Source organism: Solemya pervernicosa gill symbiont (assembly GCF_002020875.1).
Classification (GTDB): Bacteria; Pseudomonadota; Gammaproteobacteria.
Genome location: NZ_MPRL01000018.1, coordinates 23,987 through 39,212, shown reverse-complemented (window position 1 = coordinate 39,212; position 15,226 = coordinate 23,987). Strand labels below are relative to the sequence as shown.

The 15,226-nt window shown below is 55.4% G+C and carries 10 protein-coding genes; 6 read left to right on the top strand and 4 right to left on the bottom strand.

What is annotated here, in order from left to right; genetic code table 11:
* The first annotated feature begins 124 nt into the window (after positions 1 to 124).
* The 6 genes from BOW52_RS06475 (at position 125) to BOW52_RS06450 (ending at position 8,402) form a co-directional block, all read left to right on the top strand.
* On the top strand, positions 125 to 3,883 hold the full coding sequence (locus tag BOW52_RS06475; RefSeq protein WP_078483280.1) for a nitrate reductase subunit alpha: 3,759 nt from the start codon (positions 125 to 127) through the stop codon (positions 3,881 to 3,883).
* Positions 3,884 to 3,915: 32 nt separating this feature from the next.
* On the top strand, positions 3,916 to 5,478 hold the full coding sequence (gene narH / locus BOW52_RS06470; protein WP_078483279.1) for a nitrate reductase subunit beta: 1,563 nt from the start codon (positions 3,916 to 3,918) through the stop codon (positions 5,476 to 5,478).
* Positions 5,479 to 5,492: 14 nt separating this feature from the next.
* Positions 5,493 to 6,008, top strand: a complete 516-nt coding sequence (narJ, locus tag BOW52_RS06465; RefSeq protein ID WP_078483278.1) for a nitrate reductase molybdenum cofactor assembly chaperone — start codon at positions 5,493 to 5,495, stop codon at positions 6,006 to 6,008.
* Positions 6,009 to 6,018: 10 nt separating this feature from the next.
* Positions 6,019 to 6,714, top strand: a complete 696-nt coding sequence (gene narI / locus BOW52_RS06460) for a respiratory nitrate reductase subunit gamma (protein ID WP_078483277.1) — start codon at positions 6,019 to 6,021, stop codon at positions 6,712 to 6,714.
* Positions 6,715 to 6,815: 101 nt separating this feature from the next.
* Complete coding sequence (locus tag BOW52_RS06455) at positions 6,816 to 7,181, top strand: TusE/DsrC/DsvC family sulfur relay protein (protein ID WP_078483276.1); 366 nt, start codon at positions 6,816 to 6,818, stop codon at positions 7,179 to 7,181.
* Between the two features lie 201 nt (positions 7,182 to 7,382).
* Positions 7,383 to 8,402, top strand: a complete 1,020-nt coding sequence (locus BOW52_RS06450; RefSeq protein WP_078483275.1) for a 2Fe-2S iron-sulfur cluster-binding protein — start codon at positions 7,383 to 7,385, stop codon at positions 8,400 to 8,402.
* Between the two features lie 4 nt (positions 8,403 to 8,406).
* Here the strand turns inward: BOW52_RS06450 and BOW52_RS06445 are convergent, their stop codons facing one another.
* From BOW52_RS06445 to BOW52_RS06430, 4 genes are all read right to left on the bottom strand, one after another.
* A complete protein-coding gene (locus tag BOW52_RS06445) occupies positions 8,407 to 10,380 on the bottom strand; it encodes a transglutaminase TgpA family protein (RefSeq protein ID WP_078483274.1) in 1,974 nt (657 codons plus the stop codon).
* A complete protein-coding gene (locus BOW52_RS06440) occupies positions 10,373 to 11,362 on the bottom strand; it encodes a DUF58 domain-containing protein (RefSeq protein WP_078483273.1) in 990 nt (329 codons plus the stop codon). Before BOW52_RS06440 ends, BOW52_RS06445 begins: the two co-directional genes overlap by 8 nt.
* Before the next feature lie 4 nt (positions 11,363 to 11,366).
* On the bottom strand, positions 11,367 to 12,269 hold the full coding sequence (locus tag BOW52_RS06435; protein ID WP_078483272.1) for an AAA family ATPase: 903 nt from the start codon (positions 12,267 to 12,269) through the stop codon (positions 11,367 to 11,369).
* 81 nt (positions 12,270 to 12,350) lie between these two features.
* Positions 12,351 to 15,164 carry a DUF748 domain-containing protein gene (locus BOW52_RS06430; protein ID WP_078483271.1) on the bottom strand — a complete coding sequence of 938 codons (2,814 nt, stop codon included), beginning with the start codon at positions 15,162 to 15,164 and terminating at the stop codon, positions 12,351 to 12,353.
* Positions 15,165 to 15,226 lie beyond the last annotated feature (62 nt).

The following is a 15,226-nucleotide window of genomic DNA, read 5'->3' as shown; positions in this document are numbered from 1 at the left end:
GTGGCTTTGTAAAAGTTTGGGTGCACCACACCTCTCTACGTCGCTTCCACCGTGGTGCTTACAGACAGCTGCAAAGTCGTCCCGCCTTTAATTTTTAGAAGTTCGGTGAGTTAGGAGAAGAGCAATGAGTCATTTTCTCGACCGGTTAAAGTTTTTTACCAAGTCGGAAGAGTCGTTCTCGAAGGGTCACGGTATCGTGACCACCGATGATCGACAGTGGGAGGATGCCTATCGAAACCGCTGGCGTTTCGACAAGGTAGTCCGGTCTACACATGGTGTTAACTGCACCGGTGGTTGTTCATGGAAGATTCATGTCAAAAACGGTCTGGTCGCATTTGAGATGCAGCAGACTGACTATCCGCGTACCCGTCCCGATCTGCCAAACCATGAACCTCGTGGTTGTCAGCGTGGCGCCAGTTTCTCCTGGTACCTCTATAGCCCACACCGCATCAAGTACCCGCTGGTACGTGGTCGTCTGGCTGAGATGTATCGTAAAGAACGCGCAACCGGTAAAGATCCGGTAGAGGCTTGGGAGGCGATTCAGTCTGATCCCGAGAAGCGCAAGAAATATGTGGCAGTTCGTGGCCTTGGCGGCTTCATTCGCACCACCTGGGATGAGATTACCGAGATCACCGCAGCGGCCAACGTCTACACCATCAAGAAGTGGGGCCCGGATCGTATCTACGGTTTCTCTCCCATTCCTGCCATGTCGATGATCAGCTACGCGGCCGGTTCGCGTTACCTGTCACTGATCGGTGGTGCCTGTGGTTCCTTCTACGATTGGTATTGTGATCTACCTGCCGCATCTCCTCAGGTGTGGGGTGAGCAGACCGACGTACCGGAAGCGGCCGACTGGTACAACTCCAAGTACATTATTATCACCGGCGCTAACCTGCCGATGACCCGTACCCCCGATGCTCATTTTGCAATCGAGTCGCGTTATAACGGCACCAAGATTGTTTCAATGGCACCTGACTATGCAGAGTTCGTTAAGTTTGCCGATCTCTGGATGCCAGTTCGTCAGGGAACGGATGCAGCTGCCTTCATGTCGATGACACATGTAGCACTGAACGAATTCCATATTAAACAGCAGGACCCGTACTTCACTGAATACGCCAAGAACTACACCGATATGCCGATGCAGGTGATGCTGCGTAAGGATGGTGATCGTTACGTTTCGGATCGTTTCCTACGCGCCTCTGACTTCGACAGCAATATGAGGCAGGAGAACAACCCCGAGTGGAAGACGGTGGTCTACGATTCGAAGAGCAGCAGCTTTGTCTGCCCGAACGGCTCACTCGGCTTCCGCTGGGGCGAGGAGGGCAAGTGGAACACGCTGCAGAAGAACGCCGCTGACCAGTCCGATATCGATGCGGAGCTCTCCTGCATGGATAGCCGTGACGAGGTTGTGACCATGGCCTTCCCTCACTTCTCTCCGGGTGAAGATGATGTGATCCTGCGCAACGTTCCTGCACGCAGAATCTCTATCGATGGTGAGGAGACCTACGTCACCTCGGTCTATGATATGCAGATTGCACAGTACGGTATCGATCGTGGCCTCGGCGATAACACCGCCAAGGGTTATGACGACGCATCCTGTGCCTATACCCCAGCGTGGGGCGAGAAGCACACCGGTATCAAGGCCGCTGACTTGGAACGTACCGGTCGCGAGTTTGCCGAGAACGCCTCCAAGACCAAGGGTAAGTCAATGGTCATCATGGGCGCGGCGATCAACCACTGGTACCACAACGATATGGCCTATCGCAGCATCATGAACATGCTGCACATCTGTGGCTGTATCGGTCAGACCGGCGGTGGCTGGGCTCACTACGTGGGTCAGGAGAAACTGCGTCCACAGGCCGGTTGGGCACCCATCGCGTTTGCACTCGATTGGCATCGTCCACCACGTCACATGAACTCGACCACCTACTGGTATTTCCATACCGATCAGTGGCGCTATGAGAAGGTCGATGCCGATAGCATCATGTCACCGACTGCTAAGGGTAAGTACAAGGGACACATGCTGGCCGACTACAACGTCGTCTCACAGCGTCTCGGTTGGCTGCCTTCAGCGCCGCACTTCAACAAGAACCCTCTCGATATCGTCAAGGCGGCCGAGGCGGCCGGTGCGACCGATGAGGCGGGTGTCTCGCAGTATATGTCTGAGCAGCTCAAGAGCGGCGATATGGCCTTTGCCTGTGAAGATATCGATGCCGAAGAGAATCATCCTCGTAACCTCTTCGTCTGGCGTGCCAACCTGCTCGGTTGTTCGGCCAAGGGCCATGAGTACTTCCTCAAGCATCTGGTCGGCGCACAGAACGGCGTTATGCAGGAGGGTACAGAGGGTGCCAACTCGAAGGAGATCAAGTGGCGCGAGAAGTCACCATCAGGAAAGCTCGATCTGATGGTCGACATCAACTTCCGTCTCAACTCGACCGGTGCCTACTCCGATATCATCATGCCGACCGCTACCTGGTATGAGAAGTCGGATCTGAACACCACCGACATGCACCCCTTCGTCCATCCTCTCGATGCGGCGATCGATCCGGCCTTCGAATCTAAGACCGATTGGCAGATCTTCAAGGTCATTGCCAAGAAGTTCTCTGAGTTGGCTGAGACTCATCTGGGTGTACAGAAGGATGTCGTATCACTGCCGATGCAGCACGATAGCCCGATGGCAATGGGACAGGCGTTTGGTGAGGTTAAGGATTGGAAACGCGGTGAGTGTGACCTGATTCCTGGTAAGACCGCACCGCTGTTCAAGGTGGTCGAACGTGACTACCCCAACACCTACAAGAAGTACGCCTCGGTTGGCCCGCTGATGAACAAGCTGGGCAATAACATCAAGGGCCTCGACTGGAATACCGATCTTGAGATCGACCAGCTTTGCGAGCTCAACGGTGTGATTACCGATGAGGGTGTCTCCAAGGGACGTCCCTCACTCGAAGAGGATATCGCGGTCTGCGATACCGTTCTGCAGATGGCGCCAGAGACTAACGGTGAGGTTGCTCACAAGTCCTGGTCGGCACTCAGCAAGAAGACCGGTATCGATCACAGCCACCTCTACGAAGGTCGTCACGAAGAGAAGATCCGCTACCGCGACATTCAGGCACAGCCGCGTAAGATCATTACCGCGCCTACCTGGTCGGGTATCGAATCTGAAGAGGTTAGCTACAACGCCTGCTACACCAACATCCACGAGCACATTCCGTTCCGTACCCTGACCGGTCGTGCCTCGTTCTATCTCGATCATGAGTGGATGCTCGACTTTGGTGAAGGTCTCTGCTGCTACCGTCCTCCACAGGATATGGGTGCACACAAGAACCTGCCGAAGACACTGGCCGGCAAGCTCGAAGGCAAGAAGACCCTGACCCTGAACTGGATCACACCGCACTCCAAGTGGGGTATCCACTCCAGCTATCAGGACAACCTACGCATGCTGACGCTGTTCCGCGGTGGTCCTTACTTCTGGGTCAATGAGGATGAAGCGAAGACCATCGGCCTGAAGGATAACGACTGGGTCGAGGCGGTTAACGCCAACGGCGCGACTGTTGCCCGAGTGGTTGTCAGTCAGCGTGTACCGACGGGCATGGCGATCATGTACCACGCCCAGGAGAAGAACGTGAACGTACCGGGTTCGAACACCACCGGTAAACGTGGCGGTATTCTTAACTCGGTCACCAAGGTGGTGGTCAAGCCGACCAACATGATCGGTGGTTATGCGCAGCTCTCATACGCCTTCAACTACTACGGTACGGTAGGGTCGCAGCGTGACGAATTCGTCATCGTTCACAAGATCGAAGATGCTGATGTCGATTGGCTGGAAGGTCCGCTAACACCTGAGCGCGAAGCACAGCTCAACCCACCCGGAATCAACAACTGATTGGGTCCTAACCGAGATTTGAGGAGATTTTTATGAAAGTTCGCGCACAAATCGCAATGGTTCTGAACCTGGATAAATGTATCGGTTGTCATACCTGTTCAGTAACCTGCAAAAACATCTGGACCAACCGAAAGGGCGTCGAGTACGCATGGTTCAACAACGTTGAGAGTAAGCCGGGTGTCGGTTTCCCTAAGGAGTGGGAGAACCAGGATAAATGGAAAGGCGGCTGGGAGAAGAAGAACGGTGGCATCGAGCTCAAGGCCGGTGGCCGCATGAGCAAGCTGCTCAACATCTTCGCCAACCCCGACATGCCTGAGATCGACGACTACTACGAGCCGTTCGATTTCGACTACGCCAAGCTGCAGAACAAACCGCTTTCCGAAGCGGCCCCGACTGCACGTCCGGTATCGCAGATTACCGGTAAGCGGATGGAGAAGATCCACTGGGGACCGAACTGGGAGGATGATCTGGCGGGCGAGTTCGAACATCGTTCCAAGGATAAGAACTTCGACGGTATCCAGAAACATATCTACAAGGAGTTCGAGAACACCTTCCATATGTATCTGCCGAGACTCTGTAACCACTGTCTCAATCCTGCCTGTGTCGCCTCCTGCCCATCGGGTGCGATCTACAAGCGTAACGAGGATGGCATCGTTCTGATCGATCAGGATAAGTGCCGCGGCTGGCGCATGTGTGTCAGTGGCTGTCCTTACAAGAAGATCTACTACAACTGGGAGTCGGGCAAGTCTGAGAAGTGCATCGCCTGTTACCCTCGTATCGAGTCGGGCATGCCGATGGCCTGTGCCGAGTCGTGTGTAGGTCGTATCCGCTACGTCGGTGTAATGCTCTACGACGCCGATCGCATCAGTGAAACTGCTGCGACCGACGATAAGGGCCTCTACAACGCACAGATGGATATCTTCCTCGATCCTAACGATCCTGCCGTCATTGAACAGGCACGTAAGGACGGTGTACCCGATACCTGGCTAGAAGCTGCACAGGAGTCGCCGGTCTACAAGATGGCGATGGAGTGGAAGATTGCCTTCCCAATCCATCCTGAGTTCCGCACCCTGCCGATGATGTGGTACGTACCACCGCTCTCGCCAGTACAGAGCCAGATCGATCAGGGCAATCTGCCAACTGAAGCTGACGGTGTAATACCGAAGGCCGATGCGCTGCGCTTCCCGGCACAGTACCTGGCCAACCTGCTCACCGCAGGCGATACCGCACCGATTATCTCGGCGCTCAATCGTCTAATGGCGATGCGTAGTAACCAGCGTTCCAAGGCGGTCGATGGCGAGTCTAATACCGCAGCACTCGATGCCGTTGGTATGACCGAGGCAGAGTCGGATGCGATGTATCAGATGCTCGGTATCGCCAACTACGAAGATCGTTTCGTGATCCCTACCTCGCACGAGGAGCTTCGTCACGAAGACCCTTACGCGTTCCAGGGTCAGAACGGCTTCGGACCCGGCAATACCAGTGGTCACGGTTCCGAGTCGGGGCAGGGCTTCACACTGTTCCCGTCACGTCGCCAGAACTCTGCCTCGCCGCAGCAGGCGTTCCCGCATCCACGCGGTAACAAACAGTCCTAAGGGAGGATATCAATATGCGTATCTACAAAATAATGGCTCGCATCCTCGATTATCCAACCGAGGAGCTGATCGAGCACCTGCCAGAGATGGCAACACTCGTTGCTGACGACCCGATGCTCTCCGAACAGGAGCGCACCGAGTTGGGTAGCGTAATTGCCTGGCTGCAGTTGCACGATCTGATCGGGCTACAGCAGCTCTATGTGAATACCTTCGATATGGTTCCGGAACACGATCTGCACCTGACCCATCACCTCTTCGGTGATGACCGGGGGCGCGGTCCGGCACTGGTTGATCTCTCCGAGCACTACAAGGCGGCGGGACTTGATTTCGACGGCAAGGAGATCCCCGATTTCCTACCGTTGATTCTCGAGTACGTCTCCACGCTCGATGAGATGCAGGCCACCATCTTCCTTGGAGATGCGGCCAAGGTAATCACTGTATTGGCTGAGAATCTGGAGAAGGCTGGCAGCAACTACGCCAGCCTGATGCGGATTATCGAAAACCGTGGCCGTCTGGCCCAAGCAGCCTGAGGAGAGAGTCATGACACTGCACGATTTTATATTTGGCGCCTATCCCTACCTGGCAGGAACCATCTTCCTACTCGGTAACTGGATCAGGTACGACCGCGAGCAGTACACCTGGAAAACCGACTCCAGCCAGCTACTCAGTAACAAGGGTATGCGGGTGGCGAGTAATCTGTTCCATGTGGGCATTATCGCGATTTTCTTCGGCCACATGGTCGGTCTGTTGACTCCCCATAGCTGGTTCCTGGCGATGGGTGTCTCGGATGTGGCGCATCAATACGTTGCCATCTACGCTGGACTGATCTTTGGCTCCATGTGCTTCGTTGGTGCGTTGATGCTGTTCCTGCGTCGCCTCACCAATGAACGGGTCAAGGCGGCTGGGCGTACCCGTGATACCTTCATCATCGGTTGGTTGCTGGTCACCGTGATCGTAGGTCTGAGCACTACCATCGTCTCCTACGGCCATGCCAGCCACGGCAACGCCGATGTAATGATTGCACTGACCCAGTGGGTACAGAGCGTCGCGACACTGCAGGTAGATCCAAGTCTGCTCGCAGGTGTGGAGCCGGTCTTCAAGCTGCACATCTTCCTCGGTATGACGGTGTTCCTGCTCTTCCCGTTCACCCGTCTGGTCCATGTGTGGAGTGTGCCGATTGGCTATCTCGGCCGTGCCTATCAGGTCGTACGTCGTAAACACGTATCAAATAATTAATCGGATGCACCATCCCGTCATACAGGCGGGATGGTGCAGAAGATTAGCGTTGATAACCCTTATGGGATGGAAATCGAAATAATTTTTCATAAAGGTGAGTGATGAGAACTAATCCGTTTGCAATTCGTGATGAGAAGTTGATAGTTGATGGTCAGGAGATCATCACCGATCAAGAGGGTTACATCCAGAATATGGATGATTGGTCAGAGTCTTTTGCAGTGGCGCAGGCCGCTAAAGAGGGGCTGGAACTGACTGATGAGCACTGGGATGTGATTCGCTATATCCGCGATTACTACGAAGAACACTGCGTCCAGGCAGAGGTACGAAAGATGATCAAGTACTTTGCCAAGTTATGGGGACCAGAGCGTGGTAATAACCATCATCTGCACGACCTCTTTCCCTACGGCGGCCCACAGAAACAGGGCAACCGTCTGGCAGGAATCCGTCGTACCAAGGGTGAGCATTAACCGCCAATCCTTATATTTACACGGTAAAAAACAGGGCCCGTATCGAGTTTTCGATACGGGCCTTTTTTTATCGAATCTCTATTTGTCGAGTCGATCGACAATGTCAGTGTGGGCACTGTGGTAAATAGTATTACTCTGCACTGCTGGCTATATTCACCCTAATGACGCTTCTCTGTGTGCAGGTCATGAAGGGTGATATTTATGGGTTACTCGGTAAAGCTGGCTAATAGTAGTCATCAGTTTGTGGCTGAATTTGGCGACTCGCTACTCGATGCTGCATTGCGTTCAGGTATCCATCTCCATTTTGGTTGTAGCAGCGGTAACTGCGGTGAATGTAAGGCACGGCTATTGTCGGGCGAGTTGGCCGAGATAAAACACCACGACTACCGCCTCAGCGAGGCTGAACTTAAAGAGAACACGGTACTGCTCTGCAGGGCTTCGGCAGGAAGTGATCTGCTGCTTGATGCCGCTGAGATTATCGATACCGGCGAGGTGCCGTTACAGCGAGTCGCGACTAAGGTATCTAAGATCGAGCGGATTGGAGATGAGATCATTCTGCTGCAGCTGCGCACGCCGCGTACGCAGCGTCTACAGTTTCTTCCTGGGCAACATATATCACTCAAACTACCGAACGGATTGCAGCGTGATCTCGCTATCGGCAGTTGTCCCTGTAACGGCATGGTGCTTCAGTTTCATCTGCAGCGAAGAGAGGGTGATCCCTTTTATGAATTTATCTTTGAGCAACTGGGTAGTTCCGACCGAATCGAGATCAACGGCCCCTTCGGGGAGGTGACGCTTGATGGTGATTCGGATCGTCCGATTGTCTTGATTGCTGAAGGAACCAACTTCGCGCCGATCAAGAGTCTGATCGAGCAGGCGATCAATCTCGATATGACACAGTCCATATGGCTCTATTGGCTGGCAGAGGGTGAACAGGGTCACTACCTCGATAACTACTGTCGCTCCTGGGTGCAGACGCTAGACCACTTTAGTTACCAACCGATAACAACCCATGACGGCAACGGCATCGATCTATCTTTAGAGCTGCTCATGCAGCTCGCTACTGACGAGGCTTACGATATCTATGTCGCCATGGATGAGGTGCATGCTGAACTGTTGGTTAAATCGATTCTCGTACGACGAGGTGAACAGGATGCGATCCGTGTGCTGCAGTGGAGAAGAGAACCGCGAGGCGAAATCAACGCTGCATTAGTGAGTTGATCGATTATCGGCTAGCGGAGAAGCGAGTCACCGCTATCTGTAACGCCTTTAACTGTGACGCATCGCTACTGCCCGCATAGTTGAGCTGAATATAGCGTTTGGTAATCGACCTGACAGCCTGACGAAGATCGGGGCGCTGCTTGATCACTCGTTGAGCAAAATCTTCCGGACCCTCATAGGGATTCCGGTTGATACCTGCCTTGGCTAGTTTTGCGCAAAAACGCCGATAGAGGCGTTGCAGTGGAGTGACGTGATGCTGGCGCCCGTGACGCCAGAGCATCAGCGCAGTGATGATGGCAAAGAGTGTTCCCATCGAGGTGAGTAGCCCAATCGCCATTCCCTCCCAGCTATCGAGTCCAATGCCGAGCTTCGCCAGAAACTCGCGTTGTGTCTTATCGCCGTAACCGAGTACCCACTGATTCCAGCCGTTGTTGAGCGCATCAATCGAGAATCGGAACTGCTTCAACAGGGTATTGTTGCTGCGTAGCAGAATCGGCAGGGGGGCGTCATCGGGCAGTGAGGCCTCAATGCCCTCTTCGACGCGTTCGGGGGCCACGGCGCCGGTTGGATCGATGCGTCGCCAACCTTCACCTTCAAGCCACACCTCCGACCAGGCGTGGGCATCGGAGTTGCGTACGGTGTAGAACTCATCGAGCGGATTCCGCTCACCGCCCAGGTAGCCAGTAACCACCCGAGCCGGAATGCTGGCGGCACGCATCAACACGGTGAAGGCACCGGCGTAGTGTTCACAGAAACCGCGCTGGCTATCGAACAGGAACTGATCGACCGGGCGGTTACCGAGCAGCGGTGGACGCAGGGTGTAGACAAAGGGCTGTTGATTGAAGTGGTTGAGGGCACGATTGACGACTTCGCGATCAGATCTCGAGGCGGCTCGCCACTGCGCAGCCAGTGCGCGGCTGCGGCTGATACCGTTATCGGGTAGCTGCAGTGCGGCTAGTTTCGCCTCGTGGCTGATCAGTTCACCAAACTTGAAGGCGGGATAGGAGCTGAGCTGATAACGCAGCCGTTCCCGAACCGGGGAAGCGGCCAGCAGTCGATAGTCACCACTGAGGCTGCTATTGAGCGGAAGTGTGTCGGGGAGTTCCAGTGCGAAGAGCCAACGCCGGTTGTGGGGCTCGAGGGTGACGCTGTAACGCACTGGGTCACCGACCGGGGTGAAGTCATCGTGTGGCAGATCACGTTTACTGAAACCGCCGCTCCAGCGTCGGCCGTCGAAGTGCCACAGCACCGGTCCGCGCCAGTAGCGCAGCTCGCTCGGCGGAGCTGGGTCGATGAACTCAACGCGAAAGGCGGTGCCACCCGACTGGATCAACTCACTGATCGAGCCGGGACTCATCGAATCATCCAGCCCGCTGAGGCTGCTGTGGGCATCCTTAGGCAGGCTCCAGAGGGGGCCCGGCACGCGGGGAAAGAGTACAAACAGCACCAGCATCATCGGTACCGCCTGGGCCAACAGGGTGGCGGAGATACGTAGGCGCCGCTTGATCGGCAGCGGATCGCGCTCCATGTAGTTGATCGCAATCAGTGTCGAGGTGATCACGATTACAATTAATATCATATAGATCGCGGTTGGAATTGATTGAGTAAACAGGAAGTTAGTGATTACCAGGAAGTAGGCTAGCAGTACCACGATCACCGCATCACGGTGGGTGCGTAGTTCGATTAGCTTCAGGGCGATGAGAATTATCAGCCAGGCGGTACCGGCATCGCGACCGAAGAGACGGCCGTAACTGAGAAAGACGCCCACCGCGATTGCCACCAACATGATCACGCGTAACAGGGTGCCCGGTAACGGCAGTCGTCGCTTGGCTGCGAGCCAACGCCACAGACCGAAGCCGAGGCCAACCAGCGGTATCCAGATTGGTAACCGGGTCGTGTGTGGAGCGATTACCAGCACCAATGAGAGCATCAGCCAGGCGATGGTGGCGTGGTGGATCGGCGAGTGGTAGTTACGCATGCTCAGCTAAGCGCCCGTCGGAGTCGTCAAGACCGTAGAGGGCGAGGTGCTCGAGGATCTGGCGACGATGGCGCTCACCGCTGGCCGGGGCGAAGTGGCGATCGGGCATTTTCAGTCCATACTCAACGCCTTCACGATCGGCATCGACCACCCAGCGGCAGAGGCGGGAGAGGCGCTGTTCGGTGCTGAGACCCACCATCTCTTCCCACTCGAACCAGACACTACCGCCGGCACTGCCGGAGAACTGCTTGAGCATCATCGGTTGACCCCGTGCCACCACCTTCCAGGCGACGTGACGCAGCGGGTCGCCGCTGTGGTAGTTACGAAAGCCGGCAAAGTCCTCCATTCCCTCACCCTGCCGGGCGCCGTGCTCTGCCTCACCCGCCTCAAGCGGCGGCAGGGGCGGATTGTGTTCCGGTTTGGGGTAGACCAGGCAGCGGCTGCGCAGCTCGATCCAGCTCCAGGCGCGGAACAGACCGAGTGGATAGGTGGTCTCGACCTTGATTCTGCCGGGATAGCGCCAGCCACGCAGCTCGGTTGGCATGAGTAGATTGATAGTGTTGTGTTTGCCCGGTTCGATCTCCTCAACATCGCCGTCATATTGGTTGCAGTTGAGTAGGATCAGGTGACGCGATTTTCTACCCGGATTGTCGAGGTGGAAGATGAATTCCACCTGCTCACCGGCAAAGACCGGTTGCAGTCGACCGCTACGCACGGTGATGTTTTTCAGGTTGCTGTAGGTGTGCAGGATCGAGGCGGTGGCGAGGCTGCCGAGTAGGAAGGTGAGCATAAAGCCCATGTTGTTGCTGTAGTTGATCGAGCCGATCAGCATCACCAGCAGCACGCCAGCGAACAGTACCCCGTGGCGGGTCGGCAGGATATAGAGATGACGGTTGTCGATCTCGACCGCATCGGGATCGCTACCGCGATTAATAAAGCGGTCGGAGAAGTAGCCGGAGTTGAGCAGCTTTTCGCCGAGCATCGGCTCAGGGAATAGCCACGGAGGTGAGCAGCAGTTCGCTCGCCGAAAGGGCCGGATCGCCACCACTGAGACGGTGACCGGCAACGGCGGGCAGTACGCTCTGAATATCTTCGGGGATGACGTAGTCACGGCCATCGATCAATGCCCACGCCTGTGAGGCGCGCAACAGGGCCAGCGAGGCGCGAGGTGAGAGACCGTTCTCAAACTGTGGTGCTTCACGTGAGAACTCGACCAGCGCCTGCAGGTAGTCGAGCAGTGCATCTGATACGTGGATCTCGGGAACCCGACGCTGCATTGCCTGCAGCTCTTCGGCGGTGGTGACCGGTTGAATGGCGGTGAGCAGATCACGACGACTCTCACCGCGCAGTAGGGCGCGCTCGGCCTCGCGATCGGGATAACCCATATCGATACGCATCAAAAAGCGGTCTAGCTGCGACTCGGGCAGTGGGAAGGTGCCGATATGGTGGCCGGGATTCTGCGTGGCGATGACAAAGAAGGGCTCAGCCAATTTGCGTGTCTCGCCCTCTGTGGTCACCTGGTGCTCCTCCATCGCCTCGAGCAGGGCGCTCTGGGTCTTGGGTGTGGCGCGGTTGACCTCATCGGCAAGGATGAATTGCGAGAAGATCGGGCCGGGGTGGAAGGTGAAGCTGCCCTGTTCACGGTCGTAGATGGAGATGCCGAGAATATCGGCCGGGAGTAGATCGCTGGTGAACTGAATGCGCTGAAATGAGAGGCCGAGTAGCTGTGCGAGTAGATGGGAGAGGGTGGTCTTGCCCATACCGGGCAGATCCTCGATCAGCAGGTGGCCGCGTGCCAGCAGGCAGGCGAGGGCAAGGCGGATCTGCGCCTGCTTACCGAGGATAACCTCACTCGCCTGAGCGACGATGGTGTCGATGGTCTGCTTCATAACATCCCTTGATAATGATTCTTCACTGCACTCTAGCAGAGAACGAATTAACGCCGGTGTGAAACCCTTCTCATTCAGCGCCTATATCAGTAGTTCAACCCGAGGCTTCTCGTCGCTATCCGTTTCAATCTTGGGATTGCAGACAAACAGCCGCTCGGCCTCGATCTGGTAGTGTTCCATCAGGTGTTTCTGGATCGTCTCGGCACGCGCTCGGGCAACTTCGGTCAGCTGCTGTTCCAGTTCAGGCGTCATCTGCGGTGCAACGACAGGCTGTTTCTCTTCGGCTGTTTTGGCAGCTGATGGCTCCCCACTCTCCTTAGCGGCTGCCTTCTGTTTAGCCGCCAGGAGCGCTTTTATCTCACTTTCGTTGGCCTTGCCGCAGAGACGCACACGGATCTGCTTGTGCTCCTGCATCAGCTTGCCGACCTTCTCCAGGTATTTGATCTGCTCAGGGTTAAGCGAAGAGATCGTGGCTGGGTAGGTGATTGGATCGAGTCGTACCGCCGAGGCTGCCGCTTCTGCTAGCTCAGCGATGGCGATCAGGGTGCCATAGGGTTGGAAGTAGTATTTCAGGTAGGTCATGGCGGTGGTCTTCATCGCCTTGCCGAGCGCCTGATTAATGGTGTTGGCGAGACTGAACTCGGGATGGGCAAGATCGCCGCCTAGAGGTAGTTTCAGTTTGATGTTGTTCTCATCATCACGCAGCAGCGAGAGGGCCGAATCTAGAGGCATCGAGAGCTGATTGGACAGGTGTTCCATCTTCTCCGGGTCGGCGGCATCGACCTCGAGGTTGTTGAGTTTTACCCTGTTCTCACCCTTGAGTTTGCCGGCGTCGATCTCGAGTTCGATCTCAGCGCTGGCGTGGCCACTGGTCAGCTCATATCCGAGTGACTGGATGGTGTAGGGGGAGAGCGGTGGCAGGTCGAGGGTGTCGATATCACCCTTCAGTTTGAGAGTGGGGTGTTCGGCGAAGGGGTAGAGTTCACCGCCGAAGGCGAGGTGTGTATAGCTACCGATATTGGCCTTAAGCTCGAAGGGACTACCCGTGCTGGGTGTACTGCTGTCGATCTGATTAACCGCAAGCTGCTTTAAAGTGATTCGGTTTTTATAGTTTGGTGTGATCGCCTCGTCGACGAAGTCGAGATGACTCTTACCAGTTACCTTGATCTGTTGGATCTTGATCGGTATCTGCTGCTTGCTGCCGGGATCTGACTTGTCCGATTTGCCGCTCTGTAACTGATTGATTAAGGCAATCTCACCCTTTGCTGTACGGCGTAATAGTAGCGCCATGTTATCGAGCGTAATCGAGTTGATCGCGGTTATCTGATCGGCTTGATAGTGAAGGTTATCGAGTGTGAGGGAGCCGCTATTAAAGAGTTGCTCACTCTTCTCATCGCTGTTGGTTGTATGTGGCTTTAACAGTGTAAGTTGTTCGCTGCGGAGTGAGCCGATGGTGAGATCATCAATGGCCCTGAGTTCGATCTCTTTTGCGTTCAAATGGTGATAACGCGCCAGGGTAAGTTGTTTGTTGCTGTCATCGATTTGGGTGGTTCCGCTGCTCAGCGAACCGGTTGCTGATGGCTTGTTCTCTTTAACGTAGATGTTGCCCGACCACGCCCCCTGTTGCTGTGACACATTGAGATGGTTCTCGGCGAGTGCAAGGGCGAGCTGCTTGTGGCTAATGTCACCATTGATCACGACGCTGGGTGAGTGTTCCACTGGCAGAGTGATTTGTGCATTACCCTTATAGGTGAGCTGCTGGTTTCGGTAGGCGATATCGGCTCTCCGATAACGCGCCCCCCTGGCATCAATGGTGCCGTCAAAATCGAGTTTCATTGCACCAACCTCGGAGTGACTGAGGCTGGTGGTGCTATCGATCGTCAGCTGATCAATGCCGCTCTTGGTCTCGGTTCCAATCGTTGTCGCCAGTTGCTCGGTCGTCAAGGTGCCGATGAGATCGACTGAGGGTTGTTTGGTATTCAGGTCGAGGTTGAAGTCGATGCGACCACCAAAGCGTCCCTTGGCCAGTGTGGTGGATAGTGTGTCGTTGGCGAGGGAGAGGCCGCCTAAGTTAATTTCACCCAGTTGGCTGGCACGCAGCTCTTTTGCATCGATCTCGACTATCAGTGTGGTCTGCGCGGAGAGCGCACCACTTAGGGCCGTTAGTTGCTTGTTCAGTAGTGGGGCGATGCTCTGCAGATCGAACTGCTCAAGCTGTAACTGGGTCTCGAAGCGTTGCGTCTCATTGAAGGGGCGTAGCTCAGCAGCCAGTTGTAGTGGAGTGTCGTTGAGTGTGGCGGTAAGGGTGAGGTTTGCCGCTCGATCAAGATTACGGTTAGAGAGGTGTTCAAGTTTCAGCTGCTCGAGGGTGAGCTGGCCGTTGAGCTGACTACTGCTGTAGCTGATAGAGGCGCTATCCAGAATTAACTGGTCGAGAGTGAAACCCCATGGGTTCTGCTGCTGGGTGCTAGCGTCACTCTTGGTTGCTGGTAGTGCAAGTGAGGCGACGGTTAATCTGCCCTCACTATCGACCGAGAGTGCAATCGAACTGTTGTTGATGGTGAGTGACTCGATGTGGATTAGCCGCTGCCATAGGTCACGAACATTAAGGGTGGTGGTTAGCTGCTCAAGGTGCTGTGGTGCACCATCGCTAAACTGGTAGTTGAGCTGGTCGATCCTCAATTGGCCGGTAAAAAGATTGAGATCGATGTTCTCAACGGTTGCTGTGGACGCCCCCTGATCCTTCAACCACGATTCGAGACTATGGCCGAGAGCGAAGGGGAGAGCTGCCAGCATGAGTGCAACCAGCAACACGATGGCTGCGGTGATCTGCAGCCATCGGCGCTGCCAGATGGGGGGCGATTTGGACTCAGGTGCAACAGCGGTGTCGTTCATTGGGGACTCCTATCAATCAGAGGAGCATGATAAACGAAATGGTTAGCAAGGGGCGCTGGTAG

Excerpts from the sequence above, each read along its gene's own strand:
- BOW52_RS06440 (WP_078483273.1), bottom strand. The coding sequence starts at position 11,362 with ATGCTCGGCGAAAAGCTGCTCAACTCCGGCTACTTCTCCGACCGCTTT.
- narJ (WP_078483278.1), top strand. The coding sequence starts at position 5,493 with ATGCGTATCTACAAAATAATGGCTCGCATCCTCGATTATCCAACCGAG.
- BOW52_RS06445 (WP_078483274.1), bottom strand. The coding sequence starts at position 10,380 with ATGCGTAACTACCACTCGCCGATCCACCACGCCACCATCGCCTGGCTG.
- BOW52_RS06455 (WP_078483276.1), top strand. The coding sequence starts at position 6,816 with ATGAGAACTAATCCGTTTGCAATTCGTGATGAGAAGTTGATAGTTGAT.
- narI (WP_078483277.1), top strand. The coding sequence starts at position 6,019 with ATGACACTGCACGATTTTATATTTGGCGCCTATCCCTACCTGGCAGGA.
- BOW52_RS06450 (WP_078483275.1), top strand. The coding sequence starts at position 7,383 with ATGGGTTACTCGGTAAAGCTGGCTAATAGTAGTCATCAGTTTGTGGCT.
- BOW52_RS06435 (WP_078483272.1), bottom strand. The coding sequence starts at position 12,269 with ATGAAGCAGACCATCGACACCATCGTCGCTCAGGCGAGTGAGGTTATC.
- narH (WP_078483279.1), top strand. The coding sequence starts at position 3,916 with ATGAAAGTTCGCGCACAAATCGCAATGGTTCTGAACCTGGATAAATGT.
- BOW52_RS06430 (WP_078483271.1), bottom strand. The coding sequence starts at position 15,164 with ATGAACGACACCGCTGTTGCACCTGAGTCCAAATCGCCCCCCATCTGG.
- BOW52_RS06475 (WP_078483280.1), top strand. The coding sequence starts at position 125 with ATGAGTCATTTTCTCGACCGGTTAAAGTTTTTTACCAAGTCGGAAGAG.